This is a genomic window from Haloferula sargassicola (genome assembly GCF_040362925.1).
Lineage (GTDB): Bacteria > Verrucomicrobiota > Verrucomicrobiia > Verrucomicrobiales > Akkermansiaceae > Haloferula > Haloferula sargassicola.
On sequence record NZ_BAABRI010000008.1, the window covers coordinates 155,358 to 179,608 of the forward strand.

Consider the following 24,251-nt stretch of genomic DNA (forward strand, 5'->3'; position numbering starts at 1 on the left):
GCCCTAGCCCTCCTGTCCGGCGGTCAATGCCCGCCGCCCCCCGTCAATGCCCGCCGCCCCCGGTCAATGCCCGCCGCCCCCGGTTGATGCCCGGCTTTTCCCCGGCGTCCTGGTTAGGATTTGTTGGGGTCGTAGAAGATGCGGATGTCCGCCTTTTCGCCGCCGAGGAGTTGTTGGGCGCGCTTGAGGGCGTCGCGGGTCGAAAGGTTGGGGTTGCTCGGGCGGTGGAGAAAGATGTTGCTTTCGCCCGCTTCACGGTCGGTGCCCTCCTGAATCAAATCGAGCGTGCCCGAATTCCGCAGCACCTTGTAGACTTCCCGCGGGGCGCCGGAGATCAGCACGTGGCGGTCGTCGGCGCGCATCACCCTGATCAGCTCGGCAAGGGCGAGAACCGAGGTCGCATCCAGGTGGCGCGCGTTTTTCAAGCGCAGGATCAGCACCCGCAGTGAGGGATCGGCCGCCACGCGCTGGACCTGGGTGCGGAACAGCTCGGCGGCGCCGAAAAAAAGGTCGCCCTCCACGTGGACGATCGAGATGGCCGGGTTCGGGCGCTTCCGTTTCTCGCCCATTTCCCTCAGCTCGCCCTGGTCGCTGAACTCGTACTCCACCAGGTGCGGCCGGCTGGCACGCCGAAGGAACAGCGAGATGGAGACGCCGACGCCGACGAAGATCGCCACGTGCAGCGGCGCGAGCAGAGTGCAGAGGAAGGTGGTGATCAGCACCAGCGCGTCATCGTGGGTCGAGCGCAGGCAGACGCGGATGTTCTTCAGGTTGATCAGCCCCGCGGCGATGATCACCACCAGCGCCGCCAGCGCGGCCTTCGGGACGTAGTCGATGATTGGAAACCCGACGCGCGGCGACAGGGCGATCAGCAGCGCGCTGGCGAGCGTGATCAGGCCGGCGAAGATCGAGGCGAATCGCGTGATCGCGCCCGACTCGTAGTTGAGCACCGAACGGGTCAGCGAACCGGAGGCCGGCATGCCGCCGGTGAAGGCGCAGGCGAGGTTGGCCGCGCCGACGGAGAACATGTCCTGATTGACCTCCGGCCGGTCGCCGGAGCGGCTGGCGATCGCCTTGGCCATCATCGTGTTTTCGAGGCACGCCAGGAAGGCCACCGCGAAGGCCACGCCGGCCAGCGCGCTGATGTCATCGAAAATCCGCGCGGCGGAAAAATCGGGCATGTGCGGGATCAGATCGGCCAGGGTGAAGGTGCGAAAGGTCGGCTGGGCCTCGAACGGGGTGGGGTGGTGGATCAGGGACCCGAACAGCGCCGAGCCGAGGATCAGGGCCAGGGAAAAACAGGGCCAGCGCGGTTTCCAACGGCTCAATCCGAAGTAGATGCCAGCCGTGCCGAAGCCGATCACGACCGGTTGCCACTGCGTGTCGACGAGCGATTTCCCGAGCGCGATGCAGAGGGAGATGAAGTTTCCCGGCGCGAGCGCCTCGACCCGGTCGTCGATACCGAGCAGGTGCTTGAGCTGGTTGGCGATGATCAGCACCGCGGCGCCGGTCAGGTAGCCGACCAGCACCGAACGGGAGATGTACTGCAGCAGGTCGGCGATCTTGAGCAGCGCGCCGACCATGCAGAACAGCCCGATCATCATCACCATCAGGGGAACGAGCTGCGTCTCGCGGGCGGCCAGCGCCTTTTCCGCGGCGAAGAAGCTGAACACCATGAAGGCGGTCGCATTGGTGGGCCCGAGGATGGTGTGGCGGGAGCCGGCGAAGATCGGTGCCACGATCGAGGCGATGGCCGAGCAGACGATGCCGTAGGAAATGGGCAGCTCGGCGATCGCGGCGTAGGCCATTCCCTGGGGCACGGCGAGCAGGGCGACGTTCGGGGATGCGCCGATGTCGGCCTTGAACTTGGTGAGGTTGTAGCGGCGGATCGGCCCCACCACGGCGGCGAAGTTGACGTTTCCCTCGCGGAAAAAGTCACCGAGCCGGCGCCGGTAACGGGCGATGTTCCTCAAGGCGGACATGGCGGCTTTTTTCAGCGGAACCGCGCCCTGCGGAACAGGAAGATGCCCAGTGCCACGCAGACCATGTTCGGAATCCACAGCAGCCAGGTGGAGTCTCCATCCGGCTTGAGCATCGAGCCCCCCAGGAAATAAAGGCCGCCGATCGCCAGGCTGAGGATCAGGCCGGAGGAGGTGTCGCGCCGCCGGGCCTTGATGCCCAGGGGCACCCCGATGAAGGCGAAGGCGAGGCAGGCGAAGGATGAGGTATAGCGGCGGGTCATTTCCGCGAGCAGATTCGAGCGCACCACCTGCCGGATCTTATCCCGGCGGCGCTCTTCCTTGGAGGCATCGGCTGCCAGCGGCCCGCTGCGATAATGCTCCGCCATGGCCGCAAGCTGGGTGTTCGACATCGAACTCGGGTTCAGCTTGTTCTGGCGGGCGTCGTCACCGTAGTTGATCACCATCCACTCGAGGGCCTTCGACATCAGGGTGAAGTCCTTGGTTTTCCCGGTGCCCTTGGTTTCGGCATCGCTGTAGGTTGCCTCGGTGTAGGCGTTGGTGAACCGCAGCCGGATCTCCTGCTTCTCAACGTCGTTCACGGTGGTCGCGGTGTCCGCGTGGATGTAGCCCTCGCCGGCGCCGGTCGAGGCGTCGCCGCCGAGGAAAACGTGGAAATTCTGGAACACCTCGCCGTTGTCCGACTCGGAGAACACCCGCAGGTTCTTCAGCCGGCTCTGGTCGCGGCCCGCGCGCAGCAGCACCCGGGGATCCTTGATCAGGGCGTCCCGAATGACGTCCTTCGAGGTCTTGGTGGCGGCCGGAGCCACGCCGAGGTTCAGCCACAGGCAGACCATGGAAAGCCCGAGCCCGATCGCCAGCACCGGCGCCGCGAGGCGGGTCAGGCTCACGCCCGCGGCACGGAAGCCGTTCAGCTCGTTGTCCGACGACAGCCGGCCGAAGACCAGCAGCACGGCCGACAGGAACCCCCACGGGATGGTGTAGATCAGGGAAACCGGCAGCACCCGCAGCGTGAAGTCGCCCAAGACCGAAAGCGGCGCGCCATACTCCACCAGCAGCGGGCGAATCTGCTTGAACACGTTGCCCATCACCAGCAGCAGACTGAGCAGGATGATCGCGAAAAGGGTGCCGGAAAGGATGTGGCGTCCGATGTAACGATCCGAGATCCGCATAGGTGCTGTGCGGCATCCTGAGGAGCCGTTCCGATCCTGTCGAGAAACGATAGCCCTTCTCCGCGGCGGACTCCGTGTTTCCCCGCAGGGTGTGATGACAATGGCTTGCTTCCGAAGGTGTTAGGAAAGTTTAGCCTTGCCCTGACGGCACGCTTGCCGCTTCCCTGCGCGTGATTTGCTTGGCAGGAACCCTTTCTTGTTGCTGCCGTCCCCCCGAGCGTCCGCCCCGGCTTCGCGCCCGCCGCCTGATTCACGAAATGAGCCAATCCGACCTTCCGAACGCACCGCTCCCGGTTTCCCGCCGGGGAATTCTCTCCACGCTCGCGGTTGCCGCCGCCGCTTCGTTCAGTGGTACGTCCGGCGCCTCCGCCTGGTCGCTGTTCAAGCGCCACGCCTCGATGGATGAAAGGATCGACACTTCCGGCATGTCCTCCGAGTGGGTGCGGCACCAGGGTTCCGACCTTGATGCCTACGCCGCGTTTCTTTCCAGCATCGGCCTGCGGAACCTCACCGCCCGCCAGGTCATCGAGTCCCACGCCAAAAAGCACGGTCCCGTCTGGAACACGCTGCCGCCGCGCTCGATGTGGGACAACATGGTGCCCACGCTGAAGGTGATCGACCGCATCGGCCTGGAGCTGGGCCAGCCGGTCACCGAGATCATTTCCGCCTACCGCTGCCCGGCCTACAACGCCCGCTGTGCCGGCGCCGCCAGCGGTTCGTGGCACAAGAAGAACTACGCCATCGACGTGGTCTTCCCCGCGCGGCCCTCGGTGGTCGCCGCCACCGCCCGCCGCCTGCGGGGCGAGGGAGTGTTCCAGGGGGGCGTCGGCCGCTACGCGACCTTCACCCACGTCGATACCCGCGGCCAGAGCGTCGATTGGTGAGCGGGCGGAGCACGGGATTTTCCGCTGGTTCGGGGCCCTTTGATCCGGTTTGCTGTCCCAGCCCGGGCGGGGATGCCCGGAGCCTTCTCGGATGAATATCATCATCGTTGGAGCCGGGGAAATCGGACGCCATCTCGCGGCTTCCCTTTCAAGCGAGGCGCATAGCATTTCGGTGATCGAAAACGATCCCGCGCTGGCGGAGGACCTCGAGCAGACGATCGACGCCAAGGTGGTGTGCTCGGACGGTACCAGCGTCAATGCACTGGTCGAGGCCAACATTGCCGACTGCGAGCTGTTCCTCGCGTTGACCAGTTCGAACACCGCCAACCTCGTCGCCTCGTCGATCGCCAAGAAGATGGACGTCCCGCAGGTCGTCTGCCGCGTCCATCCGAGCCTCCAGCGCGAGGAGTGGTTGTTCGATTTCAAGGGCACCTTCGGCGTCGATCACCTGTTCTCCTCGGAAAGGCTGGCGGCCATCGAGCTGGCCAAGTTCATCCGCAATCCGGACTCGCTGATGGTCGAGGAAATCGCCCGCGGACGCATCGAGCTCCAGCAGGTGCTCGTCGATGCCCGCTCCGACTACGCAGGCAAGTCGCTGCGCGGCGTGAAAATGCCCGACCGCACCCGCGTCGCGATGATCACCCGCGGGGCCGACCACATCGTGCCCAGCGCCGAGACGGCGCTCGAGGAGGGCGACGTGGTCACCATCTTCGGCGAGCCGCGCAAGCTCCGCAGCCTGGCGGAAAAACTCCGCCACCAGCGCGGCGACGGCGAATCGCTCCGGGTCGTCATTTTCGGCGGCGGCGAGTATGGCTTCACCCTCGCCCAGATGCTGGAGAGCTGGGACTGCCGGGTGCGCATCTTCGAGCAGGACGAGGCGATTTGTAAAAGCCTGGTCGACCGGCTTTCCAACACCACCGTCATCAACGCCGACGCCACCGTGGTAGCCGAGCTGCAGGAGGAGCAGATCGACGGCGTGGACTTCTTCGTGGCCACCAGTGACAGCGACGAGGACAACGTGATGACCTGCCTGCAGGCGCACACGCTCGGGGCGAAGACCTGCCTGACCCTCATCCACCGCGCCGACTACGCCGCCGCGATCAGCGGGTCGGGCAAGCATTTCGGCATCGCCGGCGCGGTCAGCCCGCGCGATGCCACCCGCCGCGAGGTCGAGCGCTTCATCACCTCGGAGCGCTTCCACCTGGTCAAGAAGCTGGAAGGGGCCGAAGTCCTCGAAATGCGCGTCCGCAAGGCCTCGATCGCCGCCGGGCACATGGTCAAGGAAATCGACTGGCCGGAAGGCGTGGTGCTCGTCGGCCACCTGCGCGGCACCCACGCCGAGGTGCCGGGGCCGGAGGACTACCTGCAGGCGGGCGACCACGTTTACGCGGTGGTTTCGCCGAAGGCTCGCAAGGCCGTGGTCAAGCTGCTGTCCTGAGGGCCCCCCACGCTCGCATGAATTTCCGCATCCTCGCCAAGGTCCTCGGCTACCTGCTGCTCTTGCTCGCGGTCGCCATGCTGGCTTGCGGGGCTTTTGCGAAGCTCGATTGGGTGGAGGGCGACCACCAGGCGATGGTCGCGCTGCTCACCTCGGCCGGCGTCACGGCGCTCGCGGCCGTCATCCTGATGGTCGCGGGGCTGGGAAAAATCGACCGCATCCCGCGGCGCGAGGGCGTGGTGATCGTCGGCGTTTCCTGGATCCTGTCGGCGGTCTTCGGGGCGCTTCCGTTCGTCCTGTGCCCGCCACACATGCGCTTCTGCGCGGCGGTCTTCGAGTCGGCCTCGGGCTTCACCACCACGGGGTCGACCGCGATGCACGACATCGAAAGCTGGCCCCGCGGTCTGCTACTCTGGCGCTCGGTCACCCAATGGCTGGGTGGCATCGGCATCCTGGTGCTGTTCGTCGCCGTGCTCTCCTACCTCGGGCTCGGGGCCAAGTCGCTGTTCCGGAACGAGTCCTCCTTTCAAAGCGGCGAGGCCACCACCGCGCGCATCCAGGACACCTCGATCGTGCTGCTGAAAATCTACTTCGGCATCACCCTCACCTGCATCCTCGGCCTCAGGTTCATGGGGCTCACCTGGTATAACGCGCTGTCGCACGCCTTCACCGCGGTCTCGACCGGCGGCTTCAGCCCGCATGCCGACAGCGTCGCGCACTACTCGAAGTGGGGGAACGGCTGGCTGATCGAGTTCTGGCTGAGCATTTTCATGCTCCTCTGCAGCCTGAACTTCATCATCTACGTCGTGGTCCTGCACAAGAAGTGGCGGCGCCTGCGCGAGGAGGATGACGCCCGGTGGTTCATCGGCCTCTGTGCCGGCATCGCGCTGGCCATCGCCATCGGCCTGCGGATCGATGCCCGTTATTCCACCGACTTCTGGCCGGCGCTGCGGGATTCGTGGTTCATCGTGGTCTCGATCGCCTCGACCACCGGTTTCGGCACGGCCGACTACGAACTGTGGCCCGCCTGGTGCAAGGCCCTGCTGGCGATCCTGATGCTCATCGGTGGCTGTTCCGGCTCCACCGCCGGCGGCCTGAAAGTCGGGCGGCTCATCGTTTTCCTGAAATCCTCGGCCCACGAAATCATCCGCGCCTTCCGACCGAACCAGATCTTCCGCCTGGTCGTGAACGGCAACCCGGTCGACGACGCCGCCCGCGCGCGCACCACCTCCTTCGTCGCCCTGTATCTGTTCATCGTGGCCGGCTCCGCGGTGGTGGTGGGCATGCTCGAAGCCGGCCAAGGAATCAACCTCGAGACCTGCCTCGGCGCGGTGCTCGCCACCATGTCGAACATCGGCCCCGGCTTCGGCGACCTCGGTCCCACCGAGCACTTCGGCGACATGCGCGATGCCACCCACCTGTTTCTGGCCGGCCTCATGATCCTCGGCCGGCTCGAGCTCTTCGCCATTCTCGTCCTCTTCGTCCCCGCCGCCTGGCGCCGCTTTTAGGAGGTGGGATTTTACATCCGGAAAAGCCCATCCACTCCAACCCAGCGCTTAAAAGTCGGCCGAGGGTTGGTTCTCAGGGTGAACCCGATGGCAAAGAGGCACGGGATGGCACCGGGAATTCAGAAATCCCAAGCCCCATCCGATTCATCCCCCTCATCCCATCCATCCTGATCCAAAGATCCCCGACGGCCCTCTCCTCCAGACCGTCTCCACCACCCCGGACTTGCCGGCGGGCGATCGGCCGTTATCTTCGCCACCATGAGCGAAGCAGCACCCAAGATCACCGCCTACCTGAAGACTTTCTGCGGCTGGAGCGAAGGCGTCCGGGCCATCATGCGGAAATACGATCTTCCGTACGAGGAAAAGGACATCATCAAGAACCCGGCTTTCCGCTGGGAAATGGAGCAGAAAAGCGGTCAGCCGCTCTCTCCGTGCGTCGAGGTCGACGGCAAGATGCTTCCCGACATTTCCGGCGAAGAGCTGGAGGCGTGGATGATCGAGAACGGCTACCTCCAGGCCAGCGATGCCGAGGCCGATGCTCCGACGAACTCCGCCTGCACCGATGAGCAGCACGAGGCCATGGCCCGCGGGGAACTGCCCGGCGCCAAGATCCGCTTCGTCGAATAATCTCCATCCGAGGCATGGATCAGGACTTCTGCCGCCGTCGTCACGAGGGGATCGCCGTTTCCCGGTTCGCCTTATCCCGCGCCGCCGTGGGTGCCGTCGCGGTGGGAGTCATCTCCGTCGGAGCCGTGGCGCTCGGGGCTCTGGTCATCGGCCGCCTGGCCGTGGGCAGCGGCCGGGTCAGGAAACTCGTCATCGACGACCTCGAAGTCGGCAGCCTCAGGATCCGCGAACGGATCTCCGGGCCGGGTGGGGTTTGAGGACGACCTCGCCAGGGAATAGGCGAGGGCGAATTCTAGGTGGCTTGCGCGCTTATTTCGTCTTTTTATTGTGCTTCGTTTTTTGTGCGCCCCATCTCTGTGAGGCCGCGTCCAGTGTTGAGGAGCAACGACTTGCTGATGAGCTGCTGACAATCATCAAGCCATTGGGATTTTATCCTAATACGGCAAAATACATTCCTGATGGCCAGAAGGCTCCCGATAATCTTGCGAATATTCCTGATGATAAGTTGACGCGGATGATTGCGGCTTATGTCTTCGCGAGAAAGGGAGATAGCCCATTCAATACGCCTGAAATTAAACAGATTGTTTAGGGTTTATCCTGGTCTTATTGGGGGTGACACAGAGTTCAGGCGTATGCTGGCCAATGAGGAGGATGCGCGTCGTTTTCATCTGCTGCGTGAGAATCTCATGACGTGGGTTTCCGACGATAAGTATGAAAACTACATTCAGGAAATGTCCCATATGCTCATGCGTGATGATCCGGTGGGTCGTGCCGGGGGAGATTATAATAGCCCCTATTGGTATGATGTCTCTCTTCTTACTTACGAAATCATCGTTCGCCAGCTCAAGGAAGCGGGGTCCTCGTTCAAGGAACCGAATCCGGAGCTGAGTCACAAGGTCCGCAAGATCGTCCTCGCCAGATGGTTGAAAAAGAATTGGCCCGGTTGCGAGGGCTTGGTGATTCCCGAGTCGGAGGATGTTCCCGAAAGGAGAAGCGCGAGGGATAGGCTCGAGGCGGCCAAGCGTGAGGCTGAAGCGAGCGGCTCGTCGGAAATCAAGGCGGAGGAGGAGAGACCGCCGGGTAGGCGGAAGTGGATCCCGTGGCTGTCCATGGCCGCCCTCCTGGCCGCGGTCTTCGGAGGACTCCGCTTGGTGAAGGCGCAGCGTGCTTAGTCGGATCGGTTCGGAGTGTTCGGGGCACGCCAAAATGGCGGGTTCTCGAAACTCGTCTCGTTGAATCGGCCCCGCATATTTTGCTCCTGCCGTCTTGCCAAAGCATGGCTGGCGCTTAGCATTTCCCGGAAATCGTTTTTCGAAAGCTATGAAAATGGTGGGCAAGATGACGGGTTTGGCTGCGATCGGAATGGTCGTGGGGTGCACGGTGCAGAAGATCCAACGCCTGAAGGCCGAGCGCCTCGCGCGGAGGGCCGCAGGGGAGAGTCCCTACGAGCGGCGCCACCCAGGGATGTGGAAGCAGCCCCATGGGCAGGCCGGGTAGGCCTGACAGGAAGAGGACGGACGGGCGTGTTGCGCGCAGGATTGCCCGTTCTCCCCAGAGAGCCTCAGAGCACCTTGTAGCCGGAGAGGTCGACTTTGAAACGATCGGCCGGGACGTCGGCATTGAGGCGGGTGTTCTTGAAGACGGTGCGGATGCGGGACTTGTCATCGAGCCGGACTTCCAGCGCGCGGAGTCGGTTGGTGGCGGGGTCGATGTCAAAAAAGACGTAGCCGACCTTGTCGCGCATGCGGCGGTCCTTCGGGCGGGTGGTGAGCTGGTAGATGCCATCGGTCATGCGGGACTCGACGAGTTCGAAGGCCTTGGTGAAGCCGTCGAGACCGCCGTGGAGTGCGTCGTCGCCAAGCAGGGAAAACGAGCGGGCCTTCGAGGAGTCGGCGTCGAGCTGGCGGGCGCGTTTTTTCTGCACATCGACGAGGGTCATGGTTTCCCCGTCGGAAACAGCGATGGTTTTGGCCGGCTGGCCGAGGTCCCAGCGGAGCTTTCCGGGCATGACGAGGGTCAGGCGTCCGGGGGTGGAGACGGGCTTTTTCAGGGCGGGCAGGGTGCGTTCCTGGATGAAGTCGGCATCGAGGGATCGGACCGATTTCTGCGCCTCGAGCCAGCGGGCGAGAGGGGCGGTATCGACCTCGGCGTGCACCAAGGTGGCGAAGATCAGGAAAAGCAGCGCGCGCATGGCAAGCACGGGAAAGGGGGACGGGCGGGATTTCAAACCCGAAAATCAGCAGAGCGTGGCCCCTGGAGGGGAAATTGGGGCTTGGAATGAGCCCGGGCAGCGGGCGGGATGCGCGCATGCGCGGCGCATGGAAGTGGATTCTGCTGGTGGTGGCGATCGGCGTGGCGGCCTCGGGGATCCTGCGGATCCGGATCGATACGGACGTGCTGTCGGTGCTGCCAGCGGACATGCCGGAGGCGAAGGGGTTGAAGGCCTTCCAGGAAGTGTTCTCCCGCGACGAGGAGCTGGTGGTGCTGCTGCAGGATGAGGGAAACTCCGGCGACCTCCAGGCACGGGCGCAGGAGCTGGCGGACCGCGTGATGGCATCCGGCCATGCCAGCGGCGTGCGGTGGCGGCCGCGCTGGCAGGACGACCCGGCGGGGTTGGGTGAGCTGTTCGCGTGGCTATGGATGAACGGGGACCCGCAGGACGTGGCGAGTCTGGCCGATTCGTTGTCGGAGGCGAACGCCCGGTCGACTCTGGAGGACTCGCTGGAAGACGTGGCGACGGCGCTGGACGGAAGCGAGCTGATGCTTTCCGCGCACGATCCATTCGGGTTTCTCGACCACCCGGCGATGCGGGCTTTTTTCGAGGCCTCCGAGCATGGCGGGGAGGGCTTCCTGAGCGAGGACGGGCGCTCGCAGCTGGTATTCATCGACGCCCCGCATCCGGTGCCGGGCTACAAGGAAGCGGGTGCCTGGCTGAAGCAGCTCGATGAAGTCATCCAGCCGTGGGCGGAGGAGAACAAGGTGAAGGTCGGCTACACCGGCGATCCGGCCTTCGAGGCCGAGATCGGTGGGGCGATGGAGGGCGACATGAGCGGGACGGCCACGCTGACCTCGATCCTGATCGGCGTGCTGTTCCTGATCATGCAGCGCCGGCCGACGCTGCTGGCGGGGATGAGCGTGGTGCTGGCGCTGGTGTTTCTGGTCACGGCGGGCATGGCCGGCTGGATCTACGGTGACCTTAGTATCATGGCCGCGGGCTTCGCGGCGATCCTGCTCGGGCTGGTGGTCGACTACGGGGTGCTGATCTGCCAGGAGGCGAAATTGTGCGATCACGACGCGCGGGCGATCCGCGGGGCCACGTCGAAGTCGATCCTGTGGGCGGCGGCGACCACGGCGGCGGTGTTTTTCGCCCTGAACCTGAGCGGCATGCCGGGCATCTCGCAGCTGGGCACGGTGGTGGCCTGCGGGGTGATCGCCGGAGCGCTGCTGATGGAAATGCTGTTCGTGCCATGGGCGGCCCGCGCCGGAGCGGGTCGGCCGACCGTCGAGGGCAAGCGCTCGTGGATTCCCCCGCGCCGCGGCGCGATGATCGGCCTGACGGCCGTTCTGGCCGCCGCCGGACTGGTGCTGCTGCTGCGCGGGGCACCCGGGGTGGAGTTCGAACGCTCGCTGCTGCGTCCGCGGGACAGCGCGGCGATGAGCACCTTCGAGGGCATCCAGAAGGCCTTCCCCGAATGGGGCTCGCCGGCGCTGAAGCTGGTGGTCGAGGGCGGCACCGATGCCGAGGTGCGGTCGCGCCTGATCGAGGCGAAACGGGATTTCGACCAGCTGGCGGAATCCTGGCCGGAGCAGGTGAAGCGGGTCGACGTGCCGACCGGATGGTGGCCGTCACCGGACCGGATCGAGGCCAACCGGGCGCCGCTGGCCAAGCTCGGCGCCGACCGGGAGCGGCTGCTGGCGGTGGCCGACGAGGTGGGCTTTTCCGAAGAGGGCCTGGGGCTGGGGAAGATGGTGCTGGAGGCCTTTCCCGAGGTCACCAAGTGGCCCGCCGACCGGATGCCGTCGGGCGGCGCGGTGGATGAAATCCTGCGCGGCACGGTGGCGCGGCGCGACACCGGCGGAGGTCGGGTGCTGGGCACGGTGGAGCTGGCCGAGCCTGAAAAACTCCAAGTGGCGGACCTGGAGCGCCTGCGTGCCGCGGGCGGCGAGGGCGTGATGCTGGCCGGGTGGGCCTTGCTCAAGCCGGCGGTCCTGCCGCTCGTGCAGAAGGACGTGGTCGAGGTCTTCCTCCCGATGGCCGGCCTGATGCTGCTGATGCTGGCCATGGTTTTCCGCAACCTGCGCGACGTGCTGGCGGCGGTGGCCACCATGGCGGTGAGCGGCCTGGTGCTGCTGGCGGCGATGCGGCTGGCGGGACTGCAGTGGAATTTCCTCAACATCGCGGCGACGCCCCTGCTGCTCGGCACGGGCCTCGACTACGGCATTCACATCCTGCTTTCCCTGAAACGCACCGGCGGCCACCTGCGGCACGTCTGGAACGGCACGGGAAAAGCCGTCCTGTTCTGTGGTGCCTCGACCGCGATCGGCTTCGGCTCGCTGGCTTTCGCGTCGATCGATGCGCTGGCGAGTCTCGGCAAGGTCGCCCTGCTGGGGATCCTGATCTCGATGAGCGTGTCGGTGTTTCTTTTGCCCGGCCTGCGCGGTGGCAGGTCATGAAAAAGCCGGCCTCGTCGGGGACGGGCCGGCTTTGGGAAAAATTCGTGTTTTTCAGACGCCGCTCACGGGCAATCGTAGCGGTAGTCCGGATAGGTCGACGGCGGCGGCACGATCACCGGCGGGATCGGCGGGATGATGATGATCGGCACATCGAGCGGATCCGGCAGCTTGGCGGCCGGCTTGACCTCGACTTTGGCGTCCTTCGCATCCTTGGCGCTGTAGGCCTCACCTGCGCCGGGATCGAGGCGGGCGAGCACTTCCTGCACGTGATCGAGCGATCCCGGGGCGGTGGCGATGGCGCACTGGGCGATCAGCCGCATCTGGTCGGGCGCGGCCTGAATGGCGGTCTCGACCACGTAACCGACGATCGAGTCATCACACTCGGTGCCGAGGATGGCGGCCTTGACGATTTCACAGCAGCACCCCGGTTGGGCGGTCACCTCGGCATCGACCAGCTTGAGCAATTCGATCGGATCGACTTTGGCGCGGGAGGCCACCGACGCGATGCGTTCGATCACCGGTTGGCAATCGCCGGCGAAGGCCTGAGGAGCGGCCAAAGCGGCAACCGTGGCTGCCGCCAGGATAAGCTTTTTCATGATGGGGGGATTTGGGGGTGAACGGGGGTCGGAAACGCCGGCAGAGCCAACGTTTCCCAAGGGATTCGCGCCATTGAACGCGTCTTTTCCGGGGAAGAAAAGAAAGTTCTTATGATGTAAAACCTGGTAGTCAGGAGCGCCAAAATTCTAGTTAGGCCAAAGGGGATCAGCGGAATCGTCCGCGCCATCTGGCTTGCGAGCATTCAGGCCGCGACGAGGCGTCCGTCGCGGCTGATCCTGCGGAAATTCTGCTAGGTCGATTTTGGAAAACAAAAGCCCCGTGGCCGGGCGGCGCACGGGGCGGAGAATCAGACAGGATCGTCCCTAAAAGTAGTCATCGCGGAGGCTCCCATCGAACCGCCCCGCAGCCAGGCAACAGGCCTTGAAAGCGGTGACCGGAGCCGCACGGACAGAGGTCGTTGCGGCCGAGTTTTTCACTGAGTTCCTTGCCGCCGCCGAGGACCCGGCGGCCGCGCTTGACCCGTGTTTCGGATGGGAAGCCCTTCCGGCGCTTACTGGAGCGCTCGTAGAAAGGGCAGGTCTTCTTGATGCGATTGCTTCATGACTGCCTCCTTGTTGAGTTCGGCGGGGAGATAAAGGGAGGGCCGCGTTTTGAAAAGGAAAACCCCGCGGGCGATCGAGCTGCTGTCAGGGGAGGGTCACCGGATCGATCTCGCTCACGCCTTCCGGTGCGGACAGCGTTCGGGTCGCGGAGTCCCAAAGGAACGGCTGGCCGGTCACCGGATCCGGCGGGGGCTCCTCGCCGAGCGAGATGGCGAGAAGAGCGTCATTGAGGGCGGTGAGGGTGTTGGTCCGCTCCATGCCGCGGAACCAGGCCGAGGCACCGATGACCAGCATGCTCATGGTTTCCCGTCCTTCCTCGCTGAGCTGGGAGAAGGAATCAGGCTCGTAATCGGGAGGAGATTCAGCTCGGCCCATCGCCCAGGCCTGGATGGCGCGGTTGTCGTCGGTGTAGGCCGCAATGGTTTCGGCGGGGTCGGGCAGGTGATAGGGCTCGGTCTTTCCTCCGATCCAGCTCTGTTCCCCGGAGACGATGGCGGGAAGGAGGAATTCGCGGATGACCGAGTGCCAGTAGCCGATCATGATTCGCGGGACCTCGGCGTCCGGGGAATCCTGACGGGCGAGCATTTCGCGCCAGCGGGAGAGTTGGACGGGATCGTCGGCGAGCTGGGAAAGGACGTGCTGCTGGAAGGAGTCGATGGATTTGAGCCGGACCAGGATGGCGACTGTCTTGGACAGGAGGTTCGGAAGCTCGATGCGGTTCTTAATGAAATGCCGGTTCGACGTCGAGGGGCGAACGGGATCGCTAAAGGAGGTGGATCAATGCGAATCCATGGCGCGGAGGCGCGCGACGTCAGCGAGGTCTTGCGGGCGGCCGGAGGCGAGCTTGTTCTTGATATAGTTCTCGCGAGACAAAAAGAAGACCGGCAGACCGCCAATCGTTCCGGATTGCTTGGTTTCCCACGCCTCGGACCAATCGATGCCGCTGAGGCCAGTGAGGAGATCGATCCGATGGGGCTCGACTCCCAACTGGATGACCGAATCGGGAACGAGGAAGTCGGCCGCTTTCAGTCTGGTCGAAGCGAATCCAAAAGCGTCGATCACATTTGCCAGTGCCGCGGCATTTTCAGGAGTCGATGCGATGAAGAAATCGACGTCCCGGGTGTAGCGGGGGAGGCCGTGGAAGGCGAGGGCATGCGCACCGACGATGAGGAACTCAACTTTGTGAGAGTTCAACAATTCGATAAACTCTTTCAAGTCGGGGCTGAGCTTCATCCGGACGGGTCAGTTCGAGGAGAATGTCGAGGCGCTGCTCGGGAGTGAGGGATCGGTAGTAGGCATTGTCCGCCTCTTCGGCCTCCCAGTGGGAGCGATGGATGACGACGACTTTTTCCATGACGCGAGCATAGCCGGGCGAAACAGGGGAATCGAGATCTCAATCGATGGGAAAAACCCCGCGGCCGGTTGGGCGCGCGGGGTTTGGGAGGGGATCGGGGAAGCGAGTTAAAACTCGCTCTCGTTATTTGCTCTGGCGGGCGTTGGCCTTGAGGCGCAGGGCGTTGAGGGCGATGAAGCCGGTGGCGTCGTCCTGATTGTAGGCCTCCTCTTGGCCGCCTTCCATGGTGGCGACGGCTTCGGAATACATGCTGTGCGGGCTGCGGCGTCCGGCCTGCATGACGTTCCCCTTGTAGAGTTTCACGCGGACCTCGCCGCTTACGGTTTTTTGGCTTTCGGTGACGAGCGCCTGGATCGCCTCGCGCTCGGGCGCGAACCAGAAGCCGTTGTAAACGAGCTGGGCGTACTTCGGGACGAGCGTGTCGCGGGTAAGCTGGAGTTCGCGGTCCATCACCAGCGTTTCGAGGTCGCGGTGGGCGGCCATGAGGATGGCACCGCCGGGAGTCTCATAAATGCCGCGGGACTTCATGCCGACGAAGCGGTTCTCGACGACGTCGATGCGGCCGATGCCGTGTTTTCCGCCGAGGGCATTGAGCACGCGCATGACGCCGTAGGGGCTGAGCAGCGTGTAGCCGTCCTTTTCGCCCTGCGTTTCGAAGTCACCCAGCCCGGCGATGAGTTCGGTGAGGCCCTCGGTCTGCAGGCCGATGATGTTGCCCTTTTCAAAGAGGCATTGGAGATACTGCGGGGCGTCCGGGGCATCCTCCGGGGAAACGGAGAGCACGTACATGTCCTTGTCGGCCTCGCCGGTGGCGTCGTGCCAGACGTCCTCAAGGGCACCGGCCTCGAAGGAGATGTGCAGAAGGTTGCGGTCCATCGAGTAGGGCTTCTTCATCGAAGCCTTGACCGGAATGTTGTTGGCCTCGGCGTAGGCGATCATTTCGGCCCGGCCGGGGAACTGCTTGCGGAACTCGGCGTCGCGCCACGGGGCGATGACCTTGATGTCCGGGGCGAGCGCGGCGGCGGAGAGCTCGAAGCGGACCTGGTCGTTGCCCTTGCCGGTGGCACCGTGGGCGATCGCATCAGCGCCTTCCTTGAGGGCGACGTCGATCATGCCCTTGGTGATGCACGGACGGGCGATCGAGGTGCCGAGGAAATAGCGGCCTTCGTAGAGCGCGTTGGCCTGGAACATCGGGAAAATGAAGTCGCGCGCGAATTCCTCCTTCTGGTCGTCGATGTAGCACTTCGAGGCGCCCGTTTTGAGGGCTTTTTCCTCGAGGCCGTCGAGCTCGTCGCCCTGGCCGCAGTCGGAGCAGTAGGCGATGATTTCGGCGTTGTATTTTTCCTTGAGCCAGAGGAGGAGGACGGAGGTGTCGAGCCCTCCCGAGTATGCGACGACGATCTTCATGTCGCGCGAGGGGTAGGCCGGAACGGGCGGCTTTCAAACTGCAAAATTCACCGGGCAGCCGGATGTCCGACAAGATTTTCAAATGTCAGGTGGCATCGACCAATTCTCCACGACCAGCCCATCCACTCTTGAGAACTCGGAGAGGTTTTCGCTTACCAAAGTGAATCCATGGCAGCGTGCGGTTCCGGCGATGAGAGTATCGATGGGGCCGATCTTCATTCCCTTGCTTTCGAGCAGGGCACGGACACGGGCGGCTTCGTGGGCAGCCTCGGCGGTGAAAGGAATGACGTCGAGATAGGCGAGCAAATCGTCGAGCCGGCGCTGCTTCTTCGCGAAGAGTTCCGGAGCGTCGGCGAGCGCCGATTTTTCGAGCCCGACAAGGAGCTCGTAATGAATGTGTTGGCAGATCCGGAGCTCGGACACTTGGTGAGCAAGAAGCCGGTCGAGGCTCATCCGATGTCCGCGCAGAACGGAAATCACCGTGGAGGTGTCGAGCAGCTTCACCAGGTGAGATCGTCCGATTCCGTTTCCCGTGCCGGGGTTTCCCAATCCCTGAGGTCGGTGTCAGGCGTGAAGCGCTCGCGGAAATCCTCCGGCCATCCGGCACGCGGGCAGCGGAGGATGATATCCGAACCCAGACGCTCGATCTCCACCTCGCCGACCGGCAGCCGGAAGTCCTTTGGCAGCCGCACGGCAAGGGAATTGCCGCTTTTGAAAACCATCGTCTTTTGGCTCATGAGGTGAATGTATATACGCGTATAAAAACTTCAAGTCTCATCGGATCGATGGATTGCGCGGCCCGGCGGGCTTGCGGGAGAGGATTCAACGGACGTAACACCGGCCCGTGATTTCCGGATGGGAAAACTGGCTGCTGGCGGCGGTCGCGGCCTTTTGTATCGGGGTCGCGAAGTCCGGCTTCAGTGGCACCTCGATGATCGCCGTGGCGATCTTCACCCAGATGTTCGGGGCCAAGGCCCAGGCCGGCTTCGGCCTGCCACTGCTGCTGATCGCCGACCTCTGCGTTTTTCCCGCCTACCGCAAGCATGGCAACTGGGCCGATGTCTGGAAGCTGCTGCCCGCCACCTTCGTGGGCCTCGCGGCGGGCTGGTGGCTGCTGGGGCATCTGGAGGAAACCACCGCCCGGCGCCTCATCGGCGGGTTGATCCTGCTGATGCTGGCCCTGCAGGGGCTCAGATTTGCGAAACCCGGACTGCTGGAAAAAATCGCCGGCCACCGGGCGTTTGGCACCGGGGCTGGCGTGGCGGCGGGCACCACCACCATGTTAGCCAACGCCGCCGGTCCGATCTTTCAGCTCTACCTGCTTTCCCGCCGGATCCCGAAGATGGAGCTGATCGGCATCGGCGCCCGGTTTTTCCCGCTGGTGAACTTCATCAAGATCCCGCTCAACCGCAGCCTCGGCACGATCAACTCGCAGACAGTCACCACCGGCCTGATGCTCGCCCCGGCGATCGTGGCCGGCGTTTTCATCGGGAAATCCCTGCTCCACCGCGTGCCGCAGCGCGTCTTCGAGTGGATGATCCTGGCCTTTGCCGCCGTGGCGGCGATCCGAATGTTCGTCTGAGGATCACCGCAGCTCCTGAAAGTGCTTGAAGCTCTGGAAGGCGAGGAAGCCGAAGAGGAGGGTCGCATACAGGTCGCCCCTGCCGAGAAACAGCAACGCCACTCCGCCGGCGCAGGTGGCGGAAAGCAAGTAGGCTTGGCGGGGAGTGCGCATCCACAACTCGGCGATTCGGCCACCATCGAGCGGAAGCACCGGCAACAGGTTGATCAACCCCCACCACAGGTTGATCCAGATCACCGAGCTGACCACCCACCAGGGACGATGATGGGGCTGGAGAAAGGCGAGGACCTCTTCGGAAACGGGAAACACCACCTTCCCGATGGCCCCGACGGTGAGGATGTTGCAGCCGCCCTGGAAGCCGAACACCAGGATGAGCGCGATCGCCACAAGGCCGAGGAAAAGGAAGCCGGCGCCCGGTCCCATGAGGATCATCCAAAACCTCTGCCAGCGGGTGAAACGTCCGCCGTGATTGTAGGCGAGCCCCCCGAAGGCCCACAGCACCACCTCGGGATACCCGCCACCGAGCCGCCGCCCGGTCAGCGCGTGGCCGAATTCGTGGACCAGGATCGAAATCGCCGCCACCACCATGAAGATCAGGGTCTCAAGCAGGGCATCAGGGGTGGCGCTGTGCAGGGCGCCGCCCAGCAGGGCGATGGTGACCCAGAACCAGGGCTGGATCGTGACGGGGATGCCGAAGAGGGAAAATCGAAGCATGATTTCGCGGTGCGCCCGGAGCATTGGCCGGGGAAGGCGGGGTGTCCACGGGGAATGAAAATTCCGGGTTGAGCGCCGGGCGATTGGCGATAAGAAACGCGGCATGAGTGACGCGTTCGACGTGGGGATTCTGGGGGCGGGACCGGCCGGCAGCACGCTGGGTGCCCTGTTGGCGAAGCGCGGATTCAAGGTCATCTGCTTCGATGACGAACGTCGCCCCGAGCTGCTGGTGGGCGAGTCGCTGTTGCCCACGGTCGTGGACCTCATGCGCCGCCTGGAGATCGAGGACCGCGTCGCGAAGTTCTCGCAGTTCAAGCCCGGCGTCGCCTTCGTCCACCGCGACGGCCAGCGGCTCGACTTCCTTTTCCCCCACGGCGTTCTCGGCAAGACGCCGAACTACTCCTACAACATCCCGCGGCCCGAGTTCGACAACCTGCTGCGCGACCGCGCCGGGGAGCTGGGCGTCACCTTCGTGAAGCACCGCGCTTCCGTGGAAAAGGGAAGCGATGGTCGCGAGATCCAGCTTTCCCCGGATACCATGTCGGTCGTGCCCGAGCTGAACGGCAAGCACCCGAAGCTGCTGGTCGACGCCACCGGCCGCACCCGCGCCGTCGCCAAGGCGCTCGGTCTGAGTGCGAAGAAGGGCGACCGCAACGACGTGGCCTACTTCGCCCACTACGAGGACTTCGACTCCACCGCCATGACCGAAGGGCAGGTGGTCATTTCCATCCTCGAACACGGCTGGAGCTGGCGGATCCCGCTCCCCGGCCGGCTGTCGGTGGGCATCGTCATCGACAAGGACATCGCCAAGCAGCACGGCGACACCGCCGAGGAGCGGCTGGAGTCGCTGATCGACTCGCAGCCCATCCTCGCCGGCCCCGGCAAGGGCCGCAAGCGGGTGACCGAGGTGAAGACCTACACCAACTACCAGCTGATCTCCGAGCGCTCGCACGGCCCCGGCTGGATCGCGGCGGGCGATGCCTTCGGCTTCGTCGACCCGATGCTTTCCCCCGGGCTTTTCATGGCCATGCACATGGCGGAGCTGCTCGATGAGAAAGTCTTCGCCGGCGGGCCGAAGGTGCTCGACCAGCCGGAGAAACTCGCGCCGAAGCTGGAGAAGGTGAAGGCGGAGATGCTCGACTGGCACACCTCGTGGGGCGAGATCATCGAGTATTTCTACGATGGCCGCATGTTCTCGATGTACGAAGCCGGCACCAAGCTGCGCGAGGCCTACGGCAAGTGGCAGCTGCCCTCGTTGATGGAGAAACACCTCACCGCCAACATCACGCGGATGGTCTCCGGCGTGACGACCCGCAGCCGCTATGGCCGCGGGCTGGTGAATTGGTCGACCAAGCACCTCGTGTGGGACACCCAGCCGCCGGAGCACTACAGGGTCCGTACTTCAAAAACGCCGGTGCCGGAGCCCAAGGACGAGCCGGCGATGGCCTGATCAGCTGCACCAGATGAGCCGCAGGCTGTCGAGGCGCAGCCGCGGGTGATCGAGGTGGGCCAGCGTTTCGTCGCGGAGCTTTTCGAGCTGGGCGATGTCGTCCTCGCCGACTTGCGGATTGCGGTTGGCGAGATCGCGCAGGCGCTCGATTTCCCGGGAAAACTCGGCCGCGGCGGTGTCGCGGGCCTTTTCCGCCGGCTCGGAACTACGGGACTCGGCGTAGGTCCGGGTCTTTCCGAGCAGCATCGGGAAGACGCTGTCGCGGAAGGCGGGCTGCTGGACGAGCTTGCGCGCGTTGCCGCCGGACAAGGGCGCGGGCGCGGACTTGTCCGAGAGGTCGGCGCCCTGGTGGTTCGTCATCACACGGATCGCGGTCGGCGGCAGGAAGCGGTCGAGGTGGAGTCGCGCCGGCGCGGGCACCTCGAGAACGTAGCAGGCTTCCAGCAGAATTCCTTTTCCTCGGCCGCCTTCCCAGCGGGCGAAGGTGGCGTTGCCGGACTCGGAGGTGAGGAAGTGGTCGACCGCGCCGCGGACCAGCGGATGGTCGGCGGTGAGCAGCGCGAGGTCCTCGCGGGCAAGCGCGGTCTCGCGGTCGAAGGTGGCGGAGAGGCCCTCCTCCGGCAGGTCGGCGAAGGCTTCGCTGAGGCGCTGGCCGCGGGCGAAATGGTAGGCGCGGATGAAGAGGTCGGAGACGTCGAGGCCGAGGCGGTCGAAGAGCCGGATGACGAAGCGCTCGAAACGCGCGTCCTCGTCGTGTTCGCCGACCTGCCTGATCAGTGCTTCCGCGTCGGACGCGGGCGGCGCGGCGAGTTCGAGGAGCCGGTCGTGGCCGTGGTCGAGCTGGTCGGCGATCTCCGCGGCGCGGGCGGCGCTGCGGGCGATCAGGTCGTCGAGCTCCGCCCCGCTTTCAAGCTCGGGCAGGAACTCGGCGGCGAGCGTGGAGGCGCCGCGGAGCGGGTGGGAAAAGGCGTCGAGCCCCTCGTGGAGCCAGCGGGCGTGGCGCTCCGAGCTACTATTTTCCCCGTAGGGGACGTGGATGTGGATGTCCTCGGCCTGGCCGATGCGGTCGAGTCGGCCGATCCGTTGCTCGAGCAGTTCGGGATCGCGTGGCAGACCGAAGAGGACGAGGTGGTGGGCGAACTGGAAGTTGCGGCCCTCGCTGCCGATCTCCGAGCAGATCAGGATCCGCGCGCCCTCGGGGTCGGCGAACCAGGCGGCGTTGCGGTCGCGCTGGATGAGCGTGAGGTCCTCGGTGAAGACGGCGACCTCGACGTGGATTTCCTCCAGCAGCTTCTCACGGATCTTTTCGGCGGCCTCCGGGCTGCCGGTGATGAGCAGGACCTTTTCCTCGTCGGGCAGCAGCCGCAGCAGGTCGGCGAGCCAGGCGTAGGGCGACTGATCGGTGGGCAGCGGGTGCAGGTGCGGCAGGCGGCGGGGAAATCCCTCGAGCCGGCGGCGGGTGTTGCGGAAGAGCACACGGCCGGTGCCGAAGCGGTCGATCAGGTCGCGCGCCTCGTCGGAGCCTTCGGGCAGCGACTCGATGCACTCGACCAGCTCGCCGTAGCCTTCCGCCTCGTCGAGGAAAGTACGGAGGTCGCCGTAGCGGGCGGGATCGAGCAGGCGCAGGCGGGCGAAGTGACCCTCCGGCCCGAGCTGCTGCGGGGTGGCGGTGAGCAGGAGCAGCGATGGCGTTTCCGCGGCCAGCGACTCGACCGCGGTGTAGGCCGGCGATTTCGCCTCGGGCGACCACTCGAAGTGGTGGGCTTCATCGACCACCAGCAGGTCGAAGCCGGACGCGGCGGCCAGCCGGGTGAGCTCGTCATTTTCCGCCAGCAGGCCGACCGGCGCGAGGATGAGCTGCGAGTCGGTGAAAGGATTGGCCTCCGGATCGTGGGCGCGGATGGCCTCGCAGCGGGCCTCGTCGAAGAGCGCGAAGAGCAGGTTGAAGCGGCGCAGCAGCTCGACGAACCACTGGTGGACGAGCGGCTCGGGGACGAGGATCAGCACGCGGTCGGCGCGGCCGGTGAGGTGCAGGTGGTGGAGGATCAGGCAGGCCTCGATGGTCTTGCCGAGGCCGACTTCGTCGGCCAGCAGCAAGCGCGGGTGGGGCCGGCGGCAGGCCTCGGCGACGATCGCGAACTGGTGCGGGATGAGGTCGATGCGCGCGCCGAGAAAGCCGCGGGCGGGCGAGCGGCGGAGCTGCGTGGCCATGTCGAGCACGCGGCGGCGCAGGTCGAAGTCGCCGGGTTCGTCGCACATCCCGGCGAGCAGGCGTTCCTCCGGCGCGGTGAAGCTGAGCGTGTCGAGCAGCGCGGCCTCAGGCACCTCGGTGGCGCCGTCGAGATAGGTCAGGCGGCCGTTTTCCTCACGGATGCCGGTGATGCGGAACTCGCGGCTGTGGTGGTCGGCCACGGTGTCGCCCTCCTTGAATCGGACGCGGACGACGGGCGCGGAGTCGAGCGCGTAGAGTCGGGTTTCCTCGGCGGCGGGGAAATGCAGCTCCACCCTGCCGTCGCCGGCGGAAAGGACGATGCCGAGGCCGAGGGCGGGTTCGGAGGTGGAAACCCACCGTTGTCCGGGTTGCGGTCGCTGCATTGGGGGCCGGGGTCTAGCGGGCGGAGCGGGTTTGGGGAAGGGAAACTCTGGAGAACAGGCGGGGTCTTGGGGATTTGGGAGCAGGATGGATGAGATGGGGGAGGATGAATGGGATGGGAATCAGGGTTTTGAATCCATTTTCCTTATCCTTTTCATCCTTTTCATCGGGTTCATCCTGCGACGGAATTCCGGGAAGCCGTCTTGTTTCCCCGGGCGGAGGCTGGCAGAGAAGCGGGCATGTCACGACTCGCCCACCGCACTTCGGTCATCGATGCCTCCGGGATCCGCAAGGTCTTCGACCTGGCGCGCTCGATGAAGGATCCGATCAATCTCTCGATCGGTCAGCCGGACTTCGATGTGCCGCCGGAAATCAAGCAGGCGGCGCACGCGGCGATCGATGCTGGTCGCAACGCCTACACGCCGACCCAGGGGCTCGGCGAGCTGCGGGAGATGCTGCGGGCCGATGAGAAGAGCTTCACCGGCCGCGAGTGGTCGGAGGCGGAAACGCTGGTGACCTCGGGAGTGAGCGGCGGGCTTTTCCTGGCGCTGCTGGCACTCATCAACGAAGGCGACGAGGTCATCGTGCCGGACCCGTATTTCGTGATGTACAAGCACCTCGTGCGGCTGTTCGGCGGCGTACCGGTGTATCTCGATACCTACGATGCGGCCTTCGGAATTGATCCGGAGCGCCTGGAAAAACTGATCACGCCGAAAACGAAGCTGCTGCTCCTCAATTCTCCGGCGAACCCGACCGGGCGCATCCTTTCGCGCAGCGAACTGGAGGGCGTGGCGGAGGTCTGTCGCAGGCACGGCGTGCTGGTGATCAGCGACGAGATCTACCGCCACTTCGCCTATACCGCGATGGTGTCGATGGCCGAAATCTACGAGGACACGCTGGTTTTGGCCGGACACTCGAAGGCCTACGGCATGACCGGCTGGCGGCTCGGTTATGCCTGCGGTCCGGCGGACGTGATCGGGGCGATGACCAAGGTCCAGCAGTACAGCTTCGTCTGCGCGCCGTCGGTGACGCAGTGGGCGGCGCTGGCCGCGCCGGAGGTGGTTCTGGAGCCCTACATCGACCAGTATCGGGCGAAGCGCGACCTGATGGTCGGGCTGCTGGGCGGGCACTTCGAGCTCGGCCCGCCGGACGGCGCCTTCTACCTGTGGGCGAAGGCGCCCGAGGGCTTCACGGGCACGAGCTTCGTGGAAAAAGCGATCGCCAACAACGTGCTGATCATCCCGGGCGGGGTGTTCAGCGAAAAGGACACGCATTTCCGCATCTGCTACACCGTCCCGGACGACAAGCTCCGGGCCGGTGCGCAAGTGCTCTGCGGGCTGGCCTGATCACCAGCGGTGGCCGCGGGGCACCCAGTAGCGGCGGCCGCCGTAGTAGTAGGCGGGACGGCCGCGGTAGTAGTAGACGTCATGGCCGCGATACTGGCGCCCGGCGGCGACGCCCAGCGCGGCTGCGCCCACGGCGATGGCGGCGGCGGCTCCGGGATCGACGCTCTGCACCGGCCGGCCGGCGGCATCGTAGGTGGTCATGCAGGATACGGCCATCAGCGGCAGCAGGGCGATGGCGGCGATTTTGAGGATGTGGTTTTTCATGGTTCGCGCGGTTTTGGATGACGATTGACGGTCGAATATTCACCCTCATTTCTTCGAACGCTAGCAGGAAAGACCGCCGGAGGTTTCCCTTCGGTGCGC

At 64.9% G+C, this 24,251-nt stretch carries 25 protein-coding genes; 11 read left to right on the top strand and 14 right to left on the bottom strand.

From position 1 onward, the window contains the following. Positions 1-113: 113 nt before the first annotated feature. Together ABXH26_RS08735 and ABXH26_RS08740 are read right to left on the bottom strand one after the other, a co-directional pair. Positions 114-1,982 carry a SulP family inorganic anion transporter gene (locus tag ABXH26_RS08735; RefSeq protein WP_353566670.1) on the bottom strand — a complete coding sequence of 623 codons (1,869 nt, stop codon included), beginning with the start codon at positions 1,980-1,982 and terminating at the stop codon, positions 114-116. An 11-nt stretch (positions 1,983-1,993) separates the two neighbouring features. Continuing rightward, on the bottom strand, positions 1,994-3,151 hold the full coding sequence (locus ABXH26_RS08740; protein WP_353566671.1) for an LptF/LptG family permease: 1,158 nt from the start codon (positions 3,149-3,151) through the stop codon (positions 1,994-1,996). A 257-nt stretch (positions 3,152-3,408) separates the two neighbouring features. Between ABXH26_RS08740 and ABXH26_RS08745 the strand changes: the two genes are divergently transcribed. The 7 genes from ABXH26_RS08745 to ABXH26_RS08775 all read left to right on the top strand — a co-directional run bounded on the left by ABXH26_RS08745 (position 3,409) and on the right by ABXH26_RS08775 (position 8,780). Beyond that, complete coding sequence (locus tag ABXH26_RS08745; RefSeq protein WP_353566672.1) at positions 3,409-4,035, top strand: YcbK family protein; 627 nt, start codon at positions 3,409-3,411, stop codon at positions 4,033-4,035. Positions 4,036-4,126: 91 nt separating this feature from the next. After that, on the top strand, positions 4,127-5,473 hold the full coding sequence (trkA, locus tag ABXH26_RS08750) for a Trk system potassium transporter TrkA (protein WP_353566673.1): 1,347 nt from the start codon (positions 4,127-4,129) through the stop codon (positions 5,471-5,473). A gap of 17 nt (positions 5,474-5,490) precedes the next feature. Continuing rightward, a complete protein-coding gene (locus ABXH26_RS08755) occupies positions 5,491-6,981 on the top strand; it encodes a TrkH family potassium uptake protein (protein WP_353566674.1) in 1,491 nt (496 codons plus the stop codon). A gap of 258 nt (positions 6,982-7,239) precedes the next feature. Continuing rightward, positions 7,240-7,608, top strand: coding sequence for a glutaredoxin family protein (locus tag ABXH26_RS08760; RefSeq protein ID WP_353566675.1), 369 nt, complete (start codon positions 7,240-7,242; stop codon positions 7,606-7,608). Between the two features lie 14 nt (positions 7,609-7,622). Beyond that, a complete protein-coding gene (locus ABXH26_RS08765) occupies positions 7,623-7,865 on the top strand; it encodes a hypothetical protein (protein WP_353566676.1) in 243 nt (80 codons plus the stop codon). A gap of 44 nt (positions 7,866-7,909) precedes the next feature. Beyond that, positions 7,910-8,197, top strand: a complete 288-nt coding sequence (locus tag ABXH26_RS08770) for a hypothetical protein (RefSeq protein ID WP_353566677.1) — start codon at positions 7,910-7,912, stop codon at positions 8,195-8,197. 43 nt (positions 8,198-8,240) lie between these two features. Beyond that, the gene (locus ABXH26_RS08775; RefSeq protein ID WP_353566678.1) at positions 8,241-8,780 is read left to right on the top strand and encodes a hypothetical protein; all 540 of its coding nucleotides are present in this window, start codon (positions 8,241-8,243) and stop codon (positions 8,778-8,780) included. A gap of 389 nt (positions 8,781-9,169) precedes the next feature. On the opposite strand, the gene ABXH26_RS08780 is transcribed toward ABXH26_RS08775, so the two are convergent. Next, positions 9,170-9,799, bottom strand: a complete 630-nt coding sequence (locus ABXH26_RS08780) for a LolA family protein (protein WP_353566679.1) — start codon at positions 9,797-9,799, stop codon at positions 9,170-9,172. 116 nt (positions 9,800-9,915) lie between these two features. Here ABXH26_RS08780 and ABXH26_RS08785 point away from each other — a divergent pair, with 116 nt between their 5' ends. Then, positions 9,916-12,282, top strand: a complete 2,367-nt coding sequence (locus ABXH26_RS08785) for an MMPL family transporter (protein WP_353566680.1) — start codon at positions 9,916-9,918, stop codon at positions 12,280-12,282. Positions 12,283-12,344: 62 nt separating this feature from the next. Here the strand turns inward: ABXH26_RS08785 and ABXH26_RS08790 are convergent, their stop codons facing one another. The 8 genes from ABXH26_RS08790 to ABXH26_RS08825 form a co-directional block, all read right to left on the bottom strand. Further along, the gene (locus ABXH26_RS08790) at positions 12,345-12,878 is read right to left on the bottom strand and encodes a hypothetical protein (RefSeq protein ID WP_353566681.1); all 534 of its coding nucleotides are present in this window, start codon (positions 12,876-12,878) and stop codon (positions 12,345-12,347) included. A gap of 334 nt (positions 12,879-13,212) precedes the next feature. After that, positions 13,213-13,428 carry an SEC-C metal-binding domain-containing protein gene (locus tag ABXH26_RS08795; protein WP_353566723.1) on the bottom strand — a complete coding sequence of 72 codons (216 nt, stop codon included), beginning with the start codon at positions 13,426-13,428 and terminating at the stop codon, positions 13,213-13,215. Positions 13,429-13,526: 98 nt separating this feature from the next. Then, on the bottom strand, positions 13,527-14,027 hold the full coding sequence (locus tag ABXH26_RS08800) for a hypothetical protein (protein WP_353566682.1): 501 nt from the start codon (positions 14,025-14,027) through the stop codon (positions 13,527-13,529). A gap of 192 nt (positions 14,028-14,219) precedes the next feature. Beyond that, complete coding sequence (locus ABXH26_RS08805) at positions 14,220-14,675, bottom strand: nucleotidyltransferase (RefSeq protein ID WP_353566683.1); 456 nt, start codon at positions 14,673-14,675, stop codon at positions 14,220-14,222. Beyond that, positions 14,617-14,796: a hypothetical protein gene (locus ABXH26_RS08810; protein WP_353566684.1), complete on the bottom strand. Its 180-nt coding sequence runs from the start codon at positions 14,794-14,796 to the stop codon at positions 14,617-14,619. The genes ABXH26_RS08805 and ABXH26_RS08810 overlap by 59 nt, the downstream gene beginning before the upstream one ends. Positions 14,797-14,919: 123 nt before the next feature. Continuing rightward, positions 14,920-16,203, bottom strand: coding sequence for an argininosuccinate synthase (locus ABXH26_RS08815; RefSeq protein ID WP_353566685.1), 1,284 nt, complete (start codon positions 16,201-16,203; stop codon positions 14,920-14,922). A 78-nt stretch (positions 16,204-16,281) separates the two neighbouring features. Further along, the gene (locus ABXH26_RS08820) at positions 16,282-16,707 is read right to left on the bottom strand and encodes a PIN domain-containing protein (protein WP_353566686.1); all 426 of its coding nucleotides are present in this window, start codon (positions 16,705-16,707) and stop codon (positions 16,282-16,284) included. Then, a complete protein-coding gene (locus tag ABXH26_RS08825) occupies positions 16,704-16,940 on the bottom strand; it encodes an antitoxin (protein ID WP_353566687.1) in 237 nt (78 codons plus the stop codon). The genes ABXH26_RS08820 and ABXH26_RS08825 overlap by 4 nt, the downstream gene beginning before the upstream one ends. 107 nt (positions 16,941-17,047) lie before the next feature. On the opposite strand from ABXH26_RS08825, the gene ABXH26_RS08830 reads away from it, so the two are divergent. Continuing rightward, positions 17,048-17,785: a sulfite exporter TauE/SafE family protein gene (locus ABXH26_RS08830; protein ID WP_353566688.1), complete on the top strand. Its 738-nt coding sequence runs from the start codon at positions 17,048-17,050 to the stop codon at positions 17,783-17,785. A 3-nt stretch (positions 17,786-17,788) separates the two neighbouring features. On the opposite strand, the gene ABXH26_RS08835 is transcribed toward ABXH26_RS08830, so the two are convergent. Next, positions 17,789-18,499: a site-2 protease family protein gene (locus tag ABXH26_RS08835; RefSeq protein WP_353566689.1), complete on the bottom strand. Its 711-nt coding sequence runs from the start codon at positions 18,497-18,499 to the stop codon at positions 17,789-17,791. 103 nt (positions 18,500-18,602) lie between these two features. Between ABXH26_RS08835 and ABXH26_RS08840 the strand changes: the two genes are divergently transcribed. Then, positions 18,603-19,949, top strand: coding sequence for an NAD(P)/FAD-dependent oxidoreductase (locus ABXH26_RS08840; protein WP_353566690.1), 1,347 nt, complete (start codon positions 18,603-18,605; stop codon positions 19,947-19,949). On the opposite strand, the gene ABXH26_RS08845 is transcribed toward ABXH26_RS08840, so the two are convergent. Beyond that, positions 19,950-22,544, bottom strand: coding sequence for a helicase-related protein (locus ABXH26_RS08845; protein WP_353566691.1), 2,595 nt, complete (start codon positions 22,542-22,544; stop codon positions 19,950-19,952). Between the two features lie 237 nt (positions 22,545-22,781). On the opposite strand from ABXH26_RS08845, the gene ABXH26_RS08850 reads away from it, so the two are divergent. Continuing rightward, complete coding sequence (locus ABXH26_RS08850) at positions 22,782-23,888, top strand: pyridoxal phosphate-dependent aminotransferase (RefSeq protein ID WP_353566692.1); 1,107 nt, start codon at positions 22,782-22,784, stop codon at positions 23,886-23,888. Here ABXH26_RS08850 and ABXH26_RS08855 read toward each other — a convergent pair whose 3' ends face one another. Next, a complete protein-coding gene (locus ABXH26_RS08855) occupies positions 23,889-24,152 on the bottom strand; it encodes a hypothetical protein (protein WP_353566693.1) in 264 nt (87 codons plus the stop codon). Between the last annotated feature and the right edge of the window lie 99 nt (positions 24,153-24,251).

Bases quoted from the DNA above. Each gene is read 5' to 3' on its own strand.
- ABXH26_RS08825 (WP_353566687.1), bottom strand. From the start codon at position 16,940: ATGAGCCAAAAGACGATGGTTTTCAAAAGCGGCAATTCCCTTGCCGTG.
- ABXH26_RS08855 (WP_353566693.1), bottom strand. From the start codon at position 24,152: ATGAAAAACCACATCCTCAAAATCGCCGCCATCGCCCTGCTGCCGCTG.
- ABXH26_RS08785 (WP_353566680.1), top strand. From the start codon at position 9,916: ATGCGCGGCGCATGGAAGTGGATTCTGCTGGTGGTGGCGATCGGCGTG.
- ABXH26_RS08745 (WP_353566672.1), top strand. From the start codon at position 3,409: ATGAGCCAATCCGACCTTCCGAACGCACCGCTCCCGGTTTCCCGCCGG.
- ABXH26_RS08805 (WP_353566683.1), bottom strand. From the start codon at position 14,675: ATGAAGCTCAGCCCCGACTTGAAAGAGTTTATCGAATTGTTGAACTCT.
- ABXH26_RS08765 (WP_353566676.1), top strand. From the start codon at position 7,623: ATGGATCAGGACTTCTGCCGCCGTCGTCACGAGGGGATCGCCGTTTCC.
- trkA (WP_353566673.1), top strand. From the start codon at position 4,127: ATGAATATCATCATCGTTGGAGCCGGGGAAATCGGACGCCATCTCGCG.
- ABXH26_RS08800 (WP_353566682.1), bottom strand. From the start codon at position 14,027: ATGCTCGCCCGTCAGGATTCCCCGGACGCCGAGGTCCCGCGAATCATG.
- ABXH26_RS08735 (WP_353566670.1), bottom strand. From the start codon at position 1,982: ATGTCCGCCTTGAGGAACATCGCCCGTTACCGGCGCCGGCTCGGTGAC.
- ABXH26_RS08850 (WP_353566692.1), top strand. From the start codon at position 22,782: ATGTCACGACTCGCCCACCGCACTTCGGTCATCGATGCCTCCGGGATC.
- ABXH26_RS08815 (WP_353566685.1), bottom strand. From the start codon at position 16,203: ATGAAGATCGTCGTCGCATACTCGGGAGGGCTCGACACCTCCGTCCTC.
- ABXH26_RS08840 (WP_353566690.1), top strand. From the start codon at position 18,603: ATGAGTGACGCGTTCGACGTGGGGATTCTGGGGGCGGGACCGGCCGGC.
- ABXH26_RS08775 (WP_353566678.1), top strand. From the start codon at position 8,241: ATGCTGGCCAATGAGGAGGATGCGCGTCGTTTTCATCTGCTGCGTGAG.
- ABXH26_RS08755 (WP_353566674.1), top strand. From the start codon at position 5,491: ATGAATTTCCGCATCCTCGCCAAGGTCCTCGGCTACCTGCTGCTCTTG.
- ABXH26_RS08760 (WP_353566675.1), top strand. From the start codon at position 7,240: ATGAGCGAAGCAGCACCCAAGATCACCGCCTACCTGAAGACTTTCTGC.
- ABXH26_RS08780 (WP_353566679.1), bottom strand. From the start codon at position 9,799: ATGCGCGCGCTGCTTTTCCTGATCTTCGCCACCTTGGTGCACGCCGAG.
- ABXH26_RS08810 (WP_353566684.1), bottom strand. From the start codon at position 14,796: ATGGAAAAAGTCGTCGTCATCCATCGCTCCCACTGGGAGGCCGAAGAG.
- ABXH26_RS08740 (WP_353566671.1), bottom strand. From the start codon at position 3,151: ATGCGGATCTCGGATCGTTACATCGGACGCCACATCCTTTCCGGCACC.
- ABXH26_RS08835 (WP_353566689.1), bottom strand. From the start codon at position 18,499: ATGCTTCGATTTTCCCTCTTCGGCATCCCCGTCACGATCCAGCCCTGG.
- ABXH26_RS08790 (WP_353566681.1), bottom strand. From the start codon at position 12,878: ATGAAAAAGCTTATCCTGGCGGCAGCCACGGTTGCCGCTTTGGCCGCT.
- ABXH26_RS08845 (WP_353566691.1), bottom strand. From the start codon at position 22,544: ATGCAGCGACCGCAACCCGGACAACGGTGGGTTTCCACCTCCGAACCC.